The sequence below is a fragment of the uncultured Rhodospira sp. genome, from assembly GCF_937138205.1.
Lineage (GTDB): Bacteria > Pseudomonadota > Alphaproteobacteria > Rhodospirillales > Rhodospirillaceae > Rhodospira.
Genome location: NZ_CAKZOT010000066.1, coordinates 1 through 17231, shown reverse-complemented (window position 1 = coordinate 17231; position 17231 = coordinate 1). Strand labels below are relative to the sequence as shown.

The following is a 17231-nucleotide window of genomic DNA, read 5'->3' as shown; positions in this document are numbered from 1 at the left end:
GGACGGCGCCTGGGGCGGGGTCGTGGCCTCGAAGACGGAGGAACCCGGGAACGGCGGTCCGGCTGGGCCGGTCCGCCGCCCGTCGTCCTCACACGAACGATGTCCGCGTGGCGTTATTCGCTTTCGTCCACGCGGGACATCCAGTCACGCGGCAGATAGCCCAGTTCCTTCCAGGCCTTGTGCTCTTCCTTGAACGCGGACATGGCCGACCAGACCTTGTTGAAGGCCTCGTCCTCCTCGGAGAACTCGGCCATCACCTCGTCGGTCTTTTCCTGCAGTTCCAGGAGGATGTTCTCGGGCACCTCGACGGCCGTCACCCCATGCTCCTCGGTGAAGGTGTTCAGCACGGCGCCCTGCAGGGCTTCGGCGCGGGCGATCGACTTGGCGACGCCGGCGGTGCAGGCGGTGCGCAGGATGGCCTGCTGGCTCTCGTCCAGGCCGTTCCACTTGTCGAGGTTGATGTACAGGTACTGGTTGGTGGACGGCTGGTGCCAGCCCGGCAGGTGATAGAACTTGGCGACCTTGTAGAAGCCGAGCTGTTCGTCGACCGTCGGCAGCGAGAACTCGGTGGCGTCGATCACGCCCTTCTCCAGGGCCTCGAACAGTTCGGAACCGGGCAGCAGGGTGACCTCGGCGTCCATCTTCTGCATCACCTCGCCGCCCAGGCCGGCGAAGCGGATGCGCATCCCGCTGACCTGGTCCAGGCTTTCCAGCGGGAAGGTGAACCAGCCGGCGGCCTCGGGGCTGATCACGCCGCAGTACAGCGGCATGATGTTATGCTCGGCGTAGATCTCCTGCATCATCTCCTGGCCGCCATGCTCCAGCATGAAGGCCATCATCTCCATCGGCTCCAGGCCGAAGGGCTGGGCACCGAACAGGGCGGAGGAGGGGACCTTGCCGATCTCGTAGCCGGCCCAGACGTAGCCGGAATCGACCTTGCCCTGAGAGACGGCGTCGAACACCTCGGTGCCCTTCACCAGCTTGCCGGGTTCGAAGACCTGCAGCGTCATGTTGCCGCCGGACATGGTGTTGACCTGCTCGGCCACCCACGGGGCGGTGTCGGCCAGCGCGGTCAGGGTCGAGGGGAAGCCCATGGTCATCTGCCAGCGCACGCGGTCCTGCGCGGCGGCCGGGTTGGCGATGGAGGTGGTGGCCAGCATGGCGGCCATGGCGGCGACGCCGCCCAGGCGGGCGGCGGTCTTCACGGTGGTCATGGTCTTGTGTCCTCCCTGTGTTCTCTCGCAAGCGCCACGCTTGTGGCGCGTGGTCCGTTTCGGCCGTCCAGCGGCGGTCTCGCCACACCGTCGCCCGTGTTGGTCCGGGGTTTCAGGCGCGGTGGGCACGCAAGCTCACATGGGGGTTCCGGGTACGCCGGAAAACCCCTTCGCCGGACGGTGACTCGCCGCCACATTTCCGATCATCGAAGTCCGCTTTTCAAGATGTTTTTTGTGACGGGGCGAAAACGGAGTCGCGCACGGCCGGGTGCGCGACGTCATGCGCAGGCAAACGGGCGTGTCCGCTCACGGGGCGTGGACTCTGTCGAGGAGTCCGCACGTATTGGGGATTCGGCGAGTTGTACCGTCCGACGAATGAACTAACTTCATTCGTCGGACGGCCGGCGCAACTGCGCCGGCGCGGCGAAGCCGCGGAGCCGCAGCGCCCCGAAGGGGCGCCGCGGCGAAAAAAACAAAGACTCGGCATCACCGGTGCCCGGAAGCGACCAGCCGGACGAGTCAATCCGATCGTCGCCGGGTCTTAGCCGCCGGACCAGCCCCCGCCGTCACTCCACCCACGCCACCCGCAGGCTGTTGGTGGTGCCCGGCCGGCCGAACGGCACGCCGGCGATCAGCACCAGGCGCTGGCCGACGTCGGCCAGGCCCTTTTCGCGGGCGATCTGGACGGCGCTGACCACCATCTCGCTGAAGCCTTCCGGCTCTTCCAGCTCGGCGGCGACCACGCCCCACACCAGGGCCATGCGCCGCGCCACGGCCGGGTTCGGCGTCAGGCACAGGATGGGCACAGACGGCCGCTCCCGCGCCGCGCGCAGGGCGGTGGAGCCGGAGGTGGTGAAGCTGACGATCAACGACGCCGACAGGGTGCGCGCGACCTGCCGCGCCGCCGCGCAAATGGCGTCGGCGGCGCTGTTCTCGGGGGCGTCGCGGCCGGCGTCGATCAGGTCGCGGAAATGCTCGTCGCCTTCCACCTGCGTAATAATGCGATCCATGATGCCGACCGCCGCCACCGGGTATTCGCCGATCGAGGTTTCGGCCGACAGCATGACCGCGTCGGCGCCCTCGTAGATGGCGTGGGCCACGTCGGAGGCCTCGGCCCGTGTGGGGGCTGGCGCCTTGATCATGCTTTCCAGCATCTGTGTGGCGACGACCACCGGCTTGCCGGCGGAGCGGCAGGCGCGGATGATGCGCTTCTGCACGATGGGCACGCGTTCCGGTGGGATTTCCACGCCCAGGTCGCCGCGCGCCACCATGACGCCGTCGGATAGCTCGATAATGCGGTCGAGGCTGTCCAGCGCGCCGGGCTTCTCCAGCTTGCTGATGATGGCGCACCGGCCGGCGACGATCTTGCGGATCTCGGCCACGTCCTCCGGGCGCTGCACAAAGGACAGCGCCACCCAGTCCACACCCAGCTCAAGGGCGAAGGCGAGGTCGCCGCGATCCTTCTCGGTCAGGGCCGAGATCGGCAACATCACATTGGGCACGTTCAGGCCCTTGTGGTCCGACAGCGTGCCGCCCGTCAGGACGCGGGTGACGATGGAGTCGTCGGTGACGGTTTCCACCCGCAGGCGCAGCTTGCCGTCGTCCATCAGCAGGTCGGCCCCCGGCCCGAGGGCGGCGAAGATCTCGGGGTGCGGCAGGGCGACCCGGCTGGCGTCGCCCAGGTCCGTCGAGCGGTCGAGGCGGAAGGTCTGGCCGGCGGTCAGGCGGGCCGACCCGTCGAGGAACCGGCCCACCCGCAGCTTCGGCCCCTGCAGGTCGGCCAGCACGGCCAGCGGCCGGCCGAGGGTTTCCTCCACCCGGCGCACCGTGTTGAAGCGGCGCTCGTGCTCGGCGTGGGTGCCATGGCTGAAATTCAGCCGGAAGACGCTGGCCCCGGCGCGGGCCAGGGCCTCGATCGTGCCTTCGGTGGTGGTCGCCGGCCCGAGGGTGGCGACGATCTTGGCGCAACGGCAACAGGTCATGCGACGACACCCCGATCAAGCGGACGACGGGTCACGGGCCGGGTTGGATGGGCGGGCGGCGACGCCGGTCTGGTGGGCACTGCCGCGCCGGGCGACGACGATCCCGCACAAGATGACGATCCCGCCGACCGCCTGCAAGGGTGTGAGCGGCTCCGACAGGATCAGCCACCCGAGAATCGCCGCGACGGCCGGTTGCAGCAACAGGCTGACACTGCCGAACGCGGGCGGCAGGTGGGCCAGGGCGAAAGCGATGGACCCCTGTCCGCCGACGTGCGACAGCCACGCCAGTCCGATCAGGATCGACAGGGCATACAGGGTGGGGATGGCCAGACTCTCGCCGGCCAGCAGGCTGACCAGCAGCAGCACCCAGGCGGTGTGCAGGGTGCTCCAGGCCATGACGACGGCGGTGGGAAAGCGCGATCGGCACCAGCCGATGCCCAGGATGTAGGCGCCGTAGAACACGGCGGTCACAACGCCAAGGCCATCACCGACGATCTGGCCCGGGGCGCCCACGCTCAGGCTGTCGGCCATCAGCAGGCCGACGCCGCCCAACGCGGTCAGCAGGCCGGCGACGAACAGCCAGGTCGGGCGCTGACCGAACAGCGCCCAGGCGCCGGCGGTCACGAACACCGGCGCCAGATTGGCGAGAACCGTCGAGTTGGCGACCGACGTGAACTGCAAGGCCCAGTGCCAGCAGCCGAGATCCCCGGCGAACGCCAGCCCCGGCACTGCTAACATCAGATGGTCGCGCAGGGTCTCCGGGCGCGACCGGCGCGGGCCAGTGGACGCGCGCCGCGCGCTTGCCAGGGCCACCGCCATCAGGACCGGCCACGCCAGCGCCGCGCGGTAGAACGCGGTGGCCGTCGGCTCCAGCGCCGACAGCTTGACGAACACGGGCGCGAAGGCGATCAGCACCGCGCCGAGCAGCAGCAGGGGCAGCGCCCGGCGGGCCTGCCTGTCTTCGCCCAGAACCGCGCTGGCGCGGTTCGGGCCGGAGTCGGGACGGGAAGACTGGGGCATCGGGCGGGCAACCGGGCGCAGGGGACGCAGGCCGGCCACTATGCCCCACGGCGCGGCGGCGCCCTATCCGTTTCTTGCGGCGGGCGCCGCCTGCCCCTGGCGTTATTCCGCCGGCAGCGTATGCGGGGGCGGTGTCTGGCGCGGTCCGGACGTCTTCCCCACAAGGTCTTGGATCGACGGCGCAATGGTCGTGGCGCGCGCCAAGCGGCGGCTGAACGCGTCCGACTCCGACGTCACGTGGTCCATGCCACGGTGTCGTCGGGCCGCCATGCCGTAACGGAAGAACACGAGGAAACGCAGCATCGTGATGTCCTCCCAGCCTGGCCGCCCTGAAACGCGGCCATTGTTTACGTTTGTTACAGTATCATGACAGCCGGGAGGCGGCAAGAAAAAAGCGCACGGCGTGCGCCACTTGCTAAATTCTGAAGGGACATCAAAGCCCCAAGGAAAATTATGGTTATGGCGCGGTCGTGCGGTTGCCCGCATCCGGCCCCCCCTTTGCGCCCGCCATCTGTCGCGGTAGGGTGATGGACCGTCCGACGGATCCGTTCGTTCAGCCTCAAGGCGCCGCCCCATGCCCGATGTCGATCCCTCCCGTCCGTTCCTGCCCGTGCGCATTGCTGTCCTGACGGTCTCGGACAGCCGTACCCTTGCCGACGACCGCAGCGGCGACACGCTGGTCGAGCGTCTGACGGCGGCCGGCCACGTCCTGGCCGACCGGGCCATCGTCCCCGACGACGCCGATCGCATCGCCGAGCACCTGCGCCGCTGGATAGACGACCCCGAGGTCGACGCCGTCATCAGCACCGGTGGCACCGGCGTCACGGGGCGCGACGTCACGCCGGAGGCGATGGTCCGCGTGGTGGAAAAGGAGATCCCCGGGTTCGGCGAACTGTTCCGCTGGCTCAGCTACCAGACCATCGGCACGTCCACGATCCAGTCGCGGGCCATGGCCGGGGTGGCGGCCGGCACCTACCTGTTCGCCCTGCCGGGCTCGACCGGTGCCTGCAAGGACGCCTGGGACGGCATCCTGGCCACCCAGCTCGACAGCCGCACCCGCCCCTGCAACTTCGTCGAGTTGATGCCGCGCCTGTGCGAGCACCTGACGGGCGGGGGCGTCGCGCCAACATAGCAGTCGGTCGGCGAAAAAGGCCTTGCGCCACCCTGGCCGGCCTGATACATACCCGGCCTCCGCCCGGCACGGGCGGCCCGATGCGGGTGTAGCTCAGTTGGTTAGAGCGCTGGCCTGTCACGCCAGAGGTCGCGGGTTCAAGTCCCGTCACTCGCGCCATCTTTTCGGAGATGCCACGGCCCCGACGCGGGGCCGTTTCCATTTCGAGCCGTTGTCATCCGGCGGCCGCACCGCCGCCGCCCCAGGACAGCCGTCCCTGGACCGGCTCCGGTGCCGGGCGCGCCAGCAGGAACCCCTGGATATAGTCGACCGCGTGTTCGCGCAGCCATGCGAGGTCCTGCGGCCGCTCGACGCCCTCGGCGACCACGCCGATCTCCAGATCGTGCGCCATCTCCACCAGGCGAGCGATGATCACCGCCTTGACCGGGTCGTCGCACACGCCGTCCACCAGCGCGCGGTCCAGCTTGATGAAGTGCGGCCGCAGGCTGGGCAGCAACCCCAGGCTGGCATAGCCGCCGCCCAGGTCGTCCAACGCCACCTTGAAGCCGGCGTCGCGGTAGTACCGCAGGACGCCAGCCAGATGCGCGGGATCGCCGATGCGTTCGGTCTCGATCACCTCGAAGACAATGCGGTCACGATCGAGCCCGGCCTTCTCCACCGCCGCGAGCGTGGTGCGCAGACAGTAGTCCGGGTCATAGATCGACGACGGCGTGAAGTTGATGAAGATGTGCCCCGGCACGCCGCGCGCCGCCGCATTGGCGACGGCGGTCGTGCGCGCCAGCCGGTCCAGCGGAAAGATGAGGTCGGCCCGACCCGCGACGTCGAAAATCTGGCCGGGCGAAATGGGCGCGCCGTCGGCACCCACCCCGCGCAACAGGCACTCGTGGGCGAAGATCGAGGCCGGATCGGCGCCGTACACGATCGGCTGGAACAGCGTCGTGATACGACCGTCGCGCATGAGGTCCAGCAGCCAGCCCCCCAGTTCGCGCGCGATGTAGGTCTCCAGGCTGTCGACCGCGCTCATCTCGGCGAACCCCGGCTGGCCGCCGCGGGTCATGAACAGAACACGGCTGTCGCGCGCCTCCGCCCGGCTCAAGGCGCCGTCGAGGCGCCGGGCGAGCAATGGGTGCTGGCCGGACTCCACATCGACGATCAGGCATCCATGCGCCGCGTCGCCCTCGGCCGCCATGCCGCCCGCCCGCAGCGCCTCGCGAATCTTGGCCATCGTGTGTCCGAGGGGCGGCCAGATGAACAGGCGCCCGGCCCCGGCCGGGCGGTCTGGCACGCGTCCACAGCGGGGGCAGTCGTCCAGCAGCATTCGTCAGATCCCTCTTGTCGGCACGGCACCCTTGCCATCCGCATCTTATGCGTCATCGCCCGCCGCCGCGCAAAGCCCCCCGCGTGGCACGCCGGTCAGACGGCCCCCCGGCGTCGCGTTGAGCAACCGTCGGCCGTGGCGCGCGTATACCGTCGCCGCGTGGCGGAACGCCACCAGCATACGATCAGGCTTGGGCAGGTGCCAGCGTCGGCCCGGCCCGAAGTAGTCCGGGTCAAAGTGGTTGGGATCGGCGGCGGTCGAGGCGACCACGTGGCCGGCAACCCGGGCCGAGACCGGCAGCCGGTAGTCCAGGTCCATGCCCAGCAGGACCACCGGATCGCATCCCATCAGGAACGCCAGTTGCAGCGCCAGATAGACGACGCTCTGCCCGGCGTACAACGGCCCTTCGGCCGTGGTGGCGAAGCCGGGATGGGCCGGCGGCCGCACGCTGTCGTAGTAGGACCAGTCCACCGGAACATGCATCCGCCCCGGCCCGGGCGGGATCACCTCGGCGTGCTCACGCGGCAGGATGAGCGTGGTCCAGTCCATGGCCCGCAAGGCGGCGGCTTCCTCCTCGGCGACGAGGCGGTCCTCGACCACGTGCCAGTGCGGCGTCAGCCGTCCCGCCATGTGCAGGCGCCACGCGCCATTGAAGGCGAATACCACGGCCTCGGGAGGAAGGCGCAGGTCCGCCGTGCGCAGCGAGGGGCCGTTGCCGACGATCACCGCCGGCGCGTTGGCGTGGCGCCCGACGAGGTCGGGCAGCGTCGGCCCCGCCTCGAACCAGAGGCGCATCGACCCAGTTACGCCTTGACCCGGCCACCAGCGGCGACCGTGGCCCGCTTCGGCGCCGTGCCATCGGCCAGCAGCGCCGACATGGTCTGGGGATCCACCGGGCGGCTGAACAGGTACCCCTGGCCGAGTTGGCACCCGTTGGCGCGCAGGAACTCGACCTGTGCCTCCGTTTCCACGCCCTCGGCGACCAATTGCAGGCCCAGCGAACTAGCCATGCGGATGATCGCCTGGGTGATGGCCATGTCATCCTCGCTGGACGGAATGTCCATGATGAACGACCGGTCGATTTTCAGGGCGTCGATCGGGAAGCGCTTCAGGTACGACAGCGAGGAATAGCCGGTGCCGAAATCGTCGATCGACAGCGTGATGCCCACGTTTTTCAGCGACCAGAGGGCTTCGACGGCCTCGTCGGCGTTCTCGATCAACATGCCTTCCGTCAGTTCGAGGTCGAGCAGATCGGGCTTGACGCCGGTGTCGCGCAGGATGCCCTTGATGCCCTCCGCCAGTTCGGGGTCGCGGAACTGGCGCGGCGACAGGTTGACGCCAACCAGAACGGAGGGCAAGCCGTCGTTCTGCCAGGCCTTGATCTGCCGGCAGACCGTGCGCAACACCCATTCGCCGATGGGCACGATCAGGCCGGTTTCCTCGGCCACCGGGATGAACTCGACCGGCGAGACATCGCCCAGATCGTCGGAGCGCCACCGCAGCAGCGCCTCGGCCCCGATCACGGACCGCGTGGCCAGATCCACCTTGGGCTGATAGAACACCGACAGCTCGTTTCGTTCCAGGGCGCGCCGCAGGCCGGTTTCGACCTGGAGCCGGCGCACCATGTCGTTGGACAGTCGGTCCGTGTAGAACTGATAGTTGTTGCGGCCTTTCTTCTTGGCGAAGTTGACCGCCGTGTCGACGTTGCGCAGAAGGTTGGAGATGCCGCCCCGCGTCTGCGGATAGATCACCACGCCGATGGAGCCCGACGTGTAGATCTCCCGGCCGTCCAGCTCGAACGGACGCGACAGGTCGTCGAGCATCCGGTGGGCGATGCTTGAGACTTCATCCTCGCCGCGGACGTTCTCAAGGATCACGGTGAACTCGTCGCCGCTCTGGTGCGACACGGTGTCGCCGGGGCGGACGTGGCCCTGCAACCGGCGGCCGGCCATCTGCAGCACGCGGTCGCCGGCCGGATGGCCCAGCGTGTCGTTGATGTTCTTGAAGTGGTCGAGGTCGACGAACAGGATGCCGATCATGCTGCCGGTGTCGTCGGCGCGGGCGATGGCGGCTTCCAGCCGGTCGCGGAACAGCGCCCGGTTGGGCAGTCCGGTCAAGGGATTGCGCGTCGCCAGGAAGAGCAGGCGCTGTTCGGCGATCTTGCGTTCGGTGATGTCGCGCATCATGCCGATGAACAGGTGTCGCCCTCCGACCTTCATCTCCGACACCGACAGGTCGGCCGGGAACGTGGTGCCGTCGCGCCGTCGCGCCTCGACCTCGCGGCCAGTGCCCAGCACGGTGCTCTTGCCCGTGTGCAAGTAGGTGCGCACGTGGTTCTGGTGGGCGGTCGCCAATTCTTCCGTCATCAGGATCGAGACCGGCTGGCCGATCACCTCCGCCGCCTCGTATTCGAACATCTGCTCGGCGGCGGCGTTGAAGGTTTCGATGATGCCCTCGGTATCGATGATGATCAGCGCCTCGACCATGGTGTCCATGATCTTGGACAGGCGCTCCTCGCGCTGGATGATCTCCTCGGTGGCGCGCTGACGCTCGCTGACGTCGCGCGCGACGATCATGTAGCTCTGCCCTTCGGCGTCCGGATCGGACTGGACCGCAGCCAACTCCACGTCGATCACCCGGCCCCGCATATCCCGCAGGCGCGCCGGCACATGGTGTTGCGCGCCAACCAGAAGGCCGCCGATGTCCTCGATGAGAGGGCGGCTGTCCTCGTGCACGTACTGGCGCAGGTCGCGCCCGACGATGGACTCGGCCGGCCACAGGCCCAGCATGGCGGCGCCGGCGTCGTTCATCAGTTCGATGCGGTTGTTGCGCACGACGCAGATCAGGTCGGGCGCCAGGTCGATCAGGTGGCGGTATGTCTTGTCGGCGCGCGCGAGTTCCGCCAGTCGGCTCAGGTCGAGCAGCTTGTTGATGATGTCCAGCATCCCGTGCCCGGACCGCGCGATATCATTGACATACGCGCGGTATTGGGCGTTCTCCAGGGCGCCGAACACTTCCGCCTGGATCACCTCGGCGAAGCCGATGATGCTGTTCAGCGGCGTGCGCAGGTCGTGGCTGATCGCCTGCAGCACTTTCGTCTTGGCGGAATCGGCGGCCTCGGCCTGCTCCAGGGCGCGGCTGACGCGTTGCTGTTGTTCGTGGCGCTCGGTGACGTCCGTCAGGGACATGGCCACGCCATCGCGCAAGTGGGTGGCGTTGAGCCGCACCCAGAGATCGCCGCCGTCGGGCCGGCGGACCCAGTGCTCGACGGTCGCCGCCGTCTTGTGCGTGACCACGGCCGCCAGCACCGCCACCAGGTCGGACCACCCGATCTCGTCGGCCAAGGTGCTCAAGCCATGCTCGATGATCTCCCCGCCCTTTCGGCCCAGCATGTGGGTGAGGGCCGGGTTGACCAGCAGAAAGCGGAAGTCCGTGATCTCGCCGGTCGCGTCCCGCACGGCCTCCAGCGCCGCCAGGCCGTCGCGCACGGCGTTGACCAAGCCTTCCAGGAACTCGCCGCCATGGGCCAGGCGGCTGATCGTTTCCTTGCGGACCATGGCGTAGTTGATGGCACGGCGCAGGCTTTCGGCCGACAGCCCGTCCTTGCTCAGATAGTCCTGCGCGCCGTGCCGCACGGCGGCGACCGCCGTCTCTTCGTCGTCGGTGCCCGTCAGCACGATGACCGGGACGGTCGGGGCAACCTCGACAATGCCATCCAGCGTGGCCAGATCGGAGGAATCCGGCAGCAAAAGATCCAACACGATGGCTTGGTACGATTCGCGCGCCAGCCGTTCGCGCGCCTCGGCAAGGGTCGTGGCGGAGATGACCTCGAAGACATCACGACCGTCTTCCCGCAGCAGAGCCGCCACGAGACTGGCATACGCGGTGTTGTCTTCAACGACGAGGACTTTCAATGACCTCGACCCCACACTTTCGACGTCGTGCCAGCGGTCAATGGCAGGGCCCGTTGGCGCCACGGCTGGCCTGGACGGCGGACGTGTCCCTCCCGTGGACTCCATTGGCCTGCCCTCCGCGTTTTTCGAGAGTGCCTTGATCGGGGCGCCGAGTCCAGGGCGATTAAGACTCCGCGTTGAACATGGGGGCGCTTTTTCAACACGCACCCGAAAACCATTCTAAATTGGGGCGCCTGTTTCAGAAAGAAATGGAAGTGTTACGGTGGTCTTCACATCCCGCTCTTCCTCATTGAACCGGGATCCGGCGGCCGAAATACAAAAACGGGTTCCGCCCTCGGCATCCTTTCATCAGCAATACAACTGTGCCTCACGAGGCGGGAGTCAGCGACATCAAGCGAAAACTCGAACCGATGGCGACACGCCTGGAGACTCGTAGGCCAGCAAACGAGTTGCTTGCTTTTTACCATGGCTTATCGTCTGAGGCGGATCGCCTCGACCCATTCGGGGCGACCGGGGCATGTTCGGTCGCCCCCGGGAAGACCAGCGCGGGCAGGTCGGCATGGGCCGCCAGATGGTCCGCCAGGGCGTCGAGCGCGTCCTCGACCCGGGCCTCGAACGCCGGGCCGGCCGCACGTCCCGGCCGCAGCCCCGCCAGCAGCGCCGCGCGAGTCGCATCACAGTGCAATAGCCCGTGCAGATAGCAGCCCAGCACGCGGCCATCGCGGCTGGCGGCCCCGAGCGCGGCCACCGCCACCAGGTCCGCGAGGCCCCCCGGCCAGGGTCGCCCGGCATCGGGTCCCTCGGTTGCGCCCATGTGCATCTCATAGCCCCACGGTCCCTCGCGCAGGGTCTTGGTCGGGCCGATCGTGGTCTCGACGTCGAGCAGCCCCAGCCCGGGCGCGGCGCCCGCCGGCCCCTCGATCCCGTCCGGATCGGCCACCGTCCGCCCCAGCATCTGATATCCGGCGCAGATCCCCAGCACCGCCCCACCGCGCCGCTGATGGGCCATGACATCGACGTCCCAGCCCTGGGCGCGCAGAAACGCCAGATCGGCCACCGTCGCCTTCGATCCCGGCAGGATCAAAAGGTCGAGATCCCCCGGTACCGCCTCGCCCGGCTGGACGAAGGTCACGGCAACGTCGGGCTCGGCGGTCAGGGGATCGACGTCGTCGAAGTTGGCGATGCGCGACAGGCGCAGCACGCCGACCTTCAGCGGCGCGTTCGCCCGTGCAGCCGGCGGTGCCTCCAGCGCCACGGCGTCCTCGGCCGGCAGGTCGCGGGCGCGGTCGAACCACGGCACCACCCCCAGGCAGGGCAGGCCCCCGGTCCGTTCGGCGATCATGGCGGTGGCCGGCGTGAACAGCGTCGGGTCGCCCCGGAACTTGTTGATGAGATAGCCGCGCAACAGCGCCCGCTCGTCGTCCGGCAGCAGCGCCCAGGTGCCCACCAGCGAGGCGATCACGCCGCCCCGGTCGATGTCACCGACCAGCACCACGGGCGTTTGCGTGGCCACGGCGAAGCCCATGTTGGCGATGTCGCCGGCGCGCAGGTTGACCTCGCTGGCGCTGCCGGCGCCCTCGACCACCACCACGTCGGCCTCGGCCCGCAGGCGATCGAAGCTGTCCAGGACCACGTCCATCAACTGCGGTTTCAGGGCCGTGTAGTCCCGCGCCATGGCATTGCCCCACACATGGCCCCGCACCACCACCTGGCTGCCGACGTCGGTCTGCGGTTTCAGCAGCACCGGATTCATGTGCACCGACGGCGGCACCCCGCACGCCCGCGCCTGCAACGCCTGGGCGCGGCCGATCTCGCCACCTTCTTGGGTGACAGCGGCGTTGTTGGACATGTTCTGCGGCTTGAAGGGGCGCACGCGCAGCCCCTGGCGGGTCAGCCAGCGGCATAGCCCGGCGACCAGCAGGGACTTGCCGACGTCCGACCCGGTGCCCTGGAGCATGACAGCGAGGGCCGGGCGGGCGGGCGTTCTCTCGCCTCGTTCTTGGCGGATCACCGCCTGATCCCCCTCACGACACCGCCCCTGTCTCCGATCGCACGGAATACGGTTCAGGCCTTGGGATCGGGAGTGTCGTTCGGCGTTTCCTTTTCTGAACCGACGCTCGTCCCCGTGTCCTGCGCCCGTTCCTCCATCAGTCGGTCCAGCTTGCGCTGCATCTCGGCGAGTTGCGCCTTCATCGCCTGAACATCTGCCTCGGAGCCATTGCGCTCATCAGGCATGGGACTGGTGGTGGCCTTGGGCAGGGTGTTGAAGCCGGGCATCCCTTTGGCCCCCTCGAACGGCGAGAACATCTTCATCGCGCTTTCGAAGAACGCCATGTTCTGCTTGTTCAGGTCCTCAATGTTCTGGACGGGAAACAGGCCGTCGAAGGCATTTTGCATGACCTGGCGCATGTTTTCCTGGTTGCGGGCGAAGGCCTGCATGGAGTGTTCCAGATACTGCGGCACGACGCCGCCCAGCGAATCGCCGTAGAAGCTGATGACATGGCGCAGGAAGCTGATCGGCAGCATGTTCTGGCCGTCCTTGGCTTCCTCCTCGACGATGATCTGCGTCAGCACCGAGCGCGTGATGTCCTCGCCGGTCTTGGCGTCATAGACGACGAAGTCGGTGTGCTCCTTGACCATCTGGCTGAGGAGGTCCAGCGTGACATAGCTGCTCGTGGCCGTGTTATAGAGACGGCGGTTGGCGTATTTCTTGATGATGACCGGGTCGTTCTGATCCCGTTTCGTCCGGCCTGTCGCCGCCTTGTCGGTCATACCGTCCTGTTCCTCCGTAGGGTCTTCGGTTGGCAAGCACGTTCCATGCGTGCAACACTTCTTGCCCGGATGGCGGGCGACCGCTCCACCAGGATATCAGGTGGAAGTTTCGGGACTTGCGCGCCGCATTGCAACAAGATTGTGCACGGCACCACGGGCGCGGGGTGGTGGCCAGCTGGGTGACACGGACCCCAGCCGTGCCTATAGTGGACTCATGACGGATGATCCTCCCGACCTTCAGGCGCTGGCCCGCCGGTATCTGGACCTGTGGCAGGAGCAACTGGGCTCCATGGCGCGGGATCCGGCCGTGTCCGAGGCGCTGGCGCGCTCGTTCTCCCTCATGACCCAGGGGCTGGCGGACGCGATGCGCCCCGCGCGCGACCCGTCCGCGACCACGGCCACCGCGCCCGCCGGGGAGGACCATGCCGGATCAGAGCCTTCCGCCACCGACACCGCCGCGCGACATGCCCCATCCGGGACCCCGTCCGCTGGCGGTTCATCTGGCCACCCAGGGCCTGCTGATGATGACATGGCCGCTCGGGTTGAGCGGCTGGAACAGCGGGTCGCTTTGCTCGAAGCCGCCCTCGGCGGACTGCTCTCCGGCGCCAGCCGACCCCAAGGCTGAGGCCGCGCCGCTCGACGCCCTGCTCGCGGACGTGCGGGCGGCCGGCATCGATCCGGCGACCTTCGGCCGCGCCGTCGATGCCGAGGCGCGGCACCGGCTGGGCGCGTTCCTGGACGGCGTCGAGGGCTATCGCGGCCACGCCTACCGGCGCGAGGGGCTGGATCCGCCGGCGGTCTGGCGCCGAGGCTCCACCGTCTTGCGGGACTTCTCCGAGACGCCAACCGAGCCGGAGCGGCGCGCGCGGGCGCGCGACGGCCCGCCGATTCTGCTGGCGCCGTCGCTGATCAACCGGGGCTATATCCTCAACCTGAGCCGTCAGCGCGGCTTCGCGCCGTACCTGGCGTGGCGCGGTCTGCGTCCGGTACTGGTGGATTGGGGCGCGCCGGGCGAGGCGGAACAGGGCTTCACGCTGAGCGACTATGTGGCACGGCTGGAGGCGGCGCTGGACCACGTGCGCGAGCGCACCGGCCGCAACCCGGTCCTGCTGGGCTACTGCATGGGCGGGCTGTTGGCGCTGGCGCTGGCGCAGCGGCGGCACTCTGATCTCGCCGGTCTGGTTCTGCTGGCAACGCCGTGGGACTTCCATGCCGACCGGGCCGCCGCCCAGGGCCGGCTGGCGACCGCGCTGGCACCGTGGATCGATCCGGTGCTGGCGGTGCACGATGCCCTGCCGGTTGACCTGTTGCAGGCCGCGTTCGCCACCATCGATCCGCCCTCCATCGGGCGCAAGTTCCGGGGCTTCGCCCATCTGAGCCCGCGCGGCGCGGCCGCCCGCCACTTCGTCGCCATGGAGGACTGGCTCAACGACGGCGTACCGCTGGCCGGCGCGGTCGCACAGGAAACCCTGCGCGGCTGGTACGGCGCCAACACGACGGCGCGGGGGGAATGGCGCGTGGATGGCCGGCCGGTGCGACCCGAATCCGTCACCATTCCGGCCTTTGTTGTCGTGCCGCAACGGGATAGGATCGTGCCGGCCGTGTCCGCCCGCGCGCTAGGCCGGGCTCTGCCCCAGGCGACGGTGCGCGAACCGCCCCTCGGTCATGTGGGCATGATCACGGGGCGCCGCGCGGTGGCACAGGTGCACGATCCCCTCGTGCGCTGGGTCTTGCGAATCACCCGGGGAAAGGCCTAGGTGCAAACTACGGTTTTCGAAGCCGTCCCGTCCCTTTATAACCAATGTCCAAGAGTGGCGAGCGTGACCCATCCCAACGCGATCTGCTCCACATCGGCCGGCTCCCACATCACGGGCGCGGCCGGAAATCCGGTGGGTCGCGACGGCGCGCGCCACCAGGGAGGAACCACAGGAGGAGACTGAAGCCATGTCCGATATCGTGATTGCCGGTGCCGCGCGCACGGCCGTGGGCACGTTCAACGGGGCGCTGGCCTCGGTGCACGCGCATGACCTCAGCAAGGTCGTGATCCAGGAAGTCCTGAAACGCGCCAAGGTCGAACCCGGCGAGGTGTCCGAGGTGATCCTGGGTCAGATCCTAACCGGCGACACGGGCCAGAACCCGGCCCGCCAGGCCGCCGTCAACGCCGGCATCCCGGTCGAGGTGACGGCCTACGGCATCAACCAGCTGTGCGGCTCGGGCCTGCGCTCGGTGGCCCTGGGCTATCAGTCCATCCAGCTCGGCGACAGCGAGATCGTCGTCGCCGGCGGCCACGAAAGCATGAGCATGGCGCCGCACCTGGCCCACATGCGCAACGGCACCCGCATGGGGCCGCTGGAACTGAAGGACAGCATGTTGCGCGACGGTCTGTTCGACGCGTTCCACGGCTACCACATGGGCGTGACCGCCGAGAACATCGCTCAGCGCTGGCAGATCACCCGCGACGAACAGGACGAGTTCGCCGCCGGCTCGCAGAACAAGGCCGAGGCGGCCATCAAGGCCGGCCGCTTCAAGGACGAGATCGTCCCCTACGTGATCAAGACCCGCAAGGGTGAGACTGTCGTCGAGACCGACGAGCACCCCAAGGACGGCGTGACCAAGGAAGGCCTAGCCAAGCTGCGCCCGGCTTTCAACAAAGAGGGCACGGTCACGGCCGGCAACGCCAGCGGCATCAACGACGGCGCCGCCGCCGTGGTGCTGATGAAGGACAGCGAGGCCGCCAAGCGCGGGGTGACTCCGCTGGCGCGCATCGTCTCCTGGGCCACCTGCGGCGTCGATCCCGAGATCATGGGCACCGGCCCCATCCCGGCCACCCGCAAGGCGCTGGAGAAGGCCGGCTGGAAACACGAGGACCTGGACCTTGTCGAGGCCAATGAGGCGTTCGCCGCCCAGGCCATCTCGGTCAACAAGGAACTGGGCTGGGATACCAGCAAGGTGAACGTCAACGGCGGCGCCATCGCCCTGGGGCACCCCATCGGCGCGTCGGGCGCGCGGATCCTGACGTCGCTGCTGTACGAAATGCAGAAGCGCGACGCCAAGAAGGGCCTCGCCACCCTGTGCATCGGCGGCGGCATGGGCATCGCCATGTGCGTGGAGCGGTGATTTTGACCCGGTAGTACAGATCAGGGCGGGCTGGGAACGGCCCGCCCTGGCTGCCGAAGCAGGTGGAGTTGAACGCGCCCAACGACATCGACAGAGAACTCAATGAACTCGCAAATATATTGCTATATGCGCGGGCGTTTTTCGACATTTACTGGCACTATGAAAATAGGGAAACACGGAAGAACATTACTGACGTATTGAATGTATACGTCGAGTTTTTTAGATATGACATATATGCCCACCAGATCTCATCGATTGTTTTTCTGAATATGCTTTTCGATACCAGCAAGAGAGCAATTTCAATTAGGAAACTCTCTCAAGAAATCAAGAAAATGGAATGCATTGATCAAGAAGCTTGTTTAAGAATCGATGACCGTCTTGCTTCAATCGAGAGTCCTGTCAAAAAAATAAAGGTCATCCGCGATAAGGCGCTTGCGCACAGAGCAAAAGGAGATATGTATAAGGATGTATTCAGAGAAGCAGGCTTGTCGGCAAATGAGCTTATCAGGGTAATGGATGTAGCCATTGATGTCTTAAATGAGCTTCGGCTTGCGCGAGGACTGACAGATGTGTTGTTTAGGCCGTATACTACGGACACGCTGCGATCCATGATTTCTGACTTGAAGGCATTTAACTCTCCTTGATCGTGGTTTTGCTTCGGTAACGTTTTGGACATACTCTTGCTGGACGAGGGTTGTGGCCCCGTCTGGGACCGTTTTGTGCGGATCGTGCGAAACGATTCGGGGCGGGGGGGCAACTCCC

General features: G+C 67.5%; 13 protein-coding genes and 1 tRNA gene. 5 read left to right on the top strand and 9 right to left on the bottom strand.

Going from position 1 to position 17231, the window contains the following annotated elements; translation table 11 throughout:
* Positions 1-113: 113 nt before the first annotated feature.
* The 4 genes from Q0309_RS09190 to Q0309_RS09175 form a co-directional block, all read right to left on the bottom strand.
* Positions 114-1214: a TRAP transporter substrate-binding protein gene (locus tag Q0309_RS09190; protein WP_299439812.1), complete on the bottom strand. Its 1101-nt coding sequence runs from the start codon at positions 1212-1214 to the stop codon at positions 114-116.
* 566 nt (positions 1215-1780) lie between these two features.
* Positions 1781-3196: a pyruvate kinase gene (pyk, locus tag Q0309_RS09185; RefSeq protein ID WP_299439810.1), complete on the bottom strand. Its 1416-nt coding sequence runs from the start codon at positions 3194-3196 to the stop codon at positions 1781-1783.
* A gap of 15 nt (positions 3197-3211) precedes the next feature.
* The gene (locus Q0309_RS09180) at positions 3212-4216 is read right to left on the bottom strand and encodes a DMT family transporter (RefSeq protein ID WP_299439807.1); all 1005 of its coding nucleotides are present in this window, start codon (positions 4214-4216) and stop codon (positions 3212-3214) included.
* Positions 4217-4318: 102 nt separating this feature from the next.
* Entirely contained in the window at positions 4319-4519 is a 201-nt protein-coding gene (locus Q0309_RS09175) for a hypothetical protein (RefSeq protein ID WP_299439805.1), read from the bottom strand.
* Positions 4520-4790: 271 nt separating this feature from the next.
* Between Q0309_RS09175 and moaB the strand changes: the two genes are divergently transcribed.
* Complete coding sequence (moaB, locus tag Q0309_RS09170; RefSeq protein ID WP_299439803.1) at positions 4791-5348, top strand: molybdenum cofactor biosynthesis protein B; 558 nt, start codon at positions 4791-4793, stop codon at positions 5346-5348.
* Between the two features lie 82 nt (positions 5349-5430).
* A tRNA-Asp gene (locus Q0309_RS09165) sits at positions 5431-5507 on the top strand.
* 55 nt (positions 5508-5562) lie between these two features.
* On the opposite strand, the gene Q0309_RS09160 is transcribed toward Q0309_RS09165, so the two are convergent.
* The 5 genes from Q0309_RS09160 to phaR all read right to left on the bottom strand — a co-directional run bounded on the left by Q0309_RS09160 (position 5563) and on the right by phaR (position 13352).
* Entirely contained in the window at positions 5563-6573 is a 1011-nt protein-coding gene (locus tag Q0309_RS09160; protein WP_299439801.1) for an EAL domain-containing protein, read from the bottom strand.
* A gap of 138 nt (positions 6574-6711) precedes the next feature.
* Positions 6712-7461: a 6-hydroxymethylpterin diphosphokinase MptE-like protein gene (locus tag Q0309_RS09155; RefSeq protein WP_299439799.1), complete on the bottom strand. Its 750-nt coding sequence runs from the start codon at positions 7459-7461 to the stop codon at positions 6712-6714.
* A gap of 8 nt (positions 7462-7469) precedes the next feature.
* Positions 7470-10580: an EAL domain-containing protein gene (locus Q0309_RS09150; RefSeq protein WP_299439797.1), complete on the bottom strand. Its 3111-nt coding sequence runs from the start codon at positions 10578-10580 to the stop codon at positions 7470-7472.
* A gap of 460 nt (positions 10581-11040) precedes the next feature.
* On the bottom strand, positions 11041-12537 hold the full coding sequence (locus Q0309_RS09145) for a cobyric acid synthase (RefSeq protein ID WP_299439795.1): 1497 nt from the start codon (positions 12535-12537) through the stop codon (positions 11041-11043).
* A gap of 107 nt (positions 12538-12644) precedes the next feature.
* Positions 12645-13352, bottom strand: coding sequence for a polyhydroxyalkanoate synthesis repressor PhaR (gene phaR, locus Q0309_RS09140; protein ID WP_299439793.1), 708 nt, complete (start codon positions 13350-13352; stop codon positions 12645-12647).
* 422 nt (positions 13353-13774) lie between these two features.
* On the opposite strand from phaR, the gene Q0309_RS09135 reads away from it, so the two are divergent.
* The 3 genes from Q0309_RS09135 (at position 13775) to Q0309_RS09125 (ending at position 17113) form a co-directional block, all read left to right on the top strand.
* The gene (locus tag Q0309_RS09135) at positions 13775-15109 is read left to right on the top strand and encodes an alpha/beta fold hydrolase (RefSeq protein WP_299439791.1); all 1335 of its coding nucleotides are present in this window, start codon (positions 13775-13777) and stop codon (positions 15107-15109) included.
* Positions 15110-15296: 187 nt separating this feature from the next.
* The gene (locus Q0309_RS09130) at positions 15297-16469 is read left to right on the top strand and encodes an acetyl-CoA C-acetyltransferase (RefSeq protein ID WP_299439789.1); all 1173 of its coding nucleotides are present in this window, start codon (positions 15297-15299) and stop codon (positions 16467-16469) included.
* 68 nt (positions 16470-16537) lie between these two features.
* On the top strand, positions 16538-17113 hold the full coding sequence (locus tag Q0309_RS09125) for a hypothetical protein (RefSeq protein ID WP_299439787.1): 576 nt from the start codon (positions 16538-16540) through the stop codon (positions 17111-17113).
* Positions 17114-17231: the final 118 nt, after the last annotated feature.

Coding starts and splice junctions, on each gene's coding strand:
- Q0309_RS09190 (WP_299439812.1), bottom strand. CDS start 1,214: ATGACCACCGTGAAGACCGCCGCCCGCCTGGGCGGCGTCGCCGCCATG.
- pyk (WP_299439810.1), bottom strand. CDS start 3,196: ATGACCTGTTGCCGTTGCGCCAAGATCGTCGCCACCCTCGGGCCGGCG.
- Q0309_RS09180 (WP_299439807.1), bottom strand. CDS start 4,216: ATGCCCCAGTCTTCCCGTCCCGACTCCGGCCCGAACCGCGCCAGCGCG.
- Q0309_RS09175 (WP_299439805.1), bottom strand. CDS start 4,519: ATGCTGCGTTTCCTCGTGTTCTTCCGTTACGGCATGGCGGCCCGACGA.
- moaB (WP_299439803.1), top strand. CDS start 4,791: ATGCCCGATGTCGATCCCTCCCGTCCGTTCCTGCCCGTGCGCATTGCT.
- Q0309_RS09160 (WP_299439801.1), bottom strand. CDS start 6,573: ATGGCCAAGATTCGCGAGGCGCTGCGGGCGGGCGGCATGGCGGCCGAG.
- Q0309_RS09155 (WP_299439799.1), bottom strand. CDS start 7,461: ATGCGCCTCTGGTTCGAGGCGGGGCCGACGCTGCCCGACCTCGTCGGG.
- Q0309_RS09145 (WP_299439795.1), bottom strand. CDS start 12,537: ATGCTCCAGGGCACCGGGTCGGACGTCGGCAAGTCCCTGCTGGTCGCC.
- phaR (WP_299439793.1), bottom strand. CDS start 13,352: ATGACCGACAAGGCGGCGACAGGCCGGACGAAACGGGATCAGAACGAC.
- Q0309_RS09135 (WP_299439791.1), top strand. CDS start 13,775: ATGCCGGATCAGAGCCTTCCGCCACCGACACCGCCGCGCGACATGCCC.
- Q0309_RS09130 (WP_299439789.1), top strand. CDS start 15,297: ATGTCCGATATCGTGATTGCCGGTGCCGCGCGCACGGCCGTGGGCACG.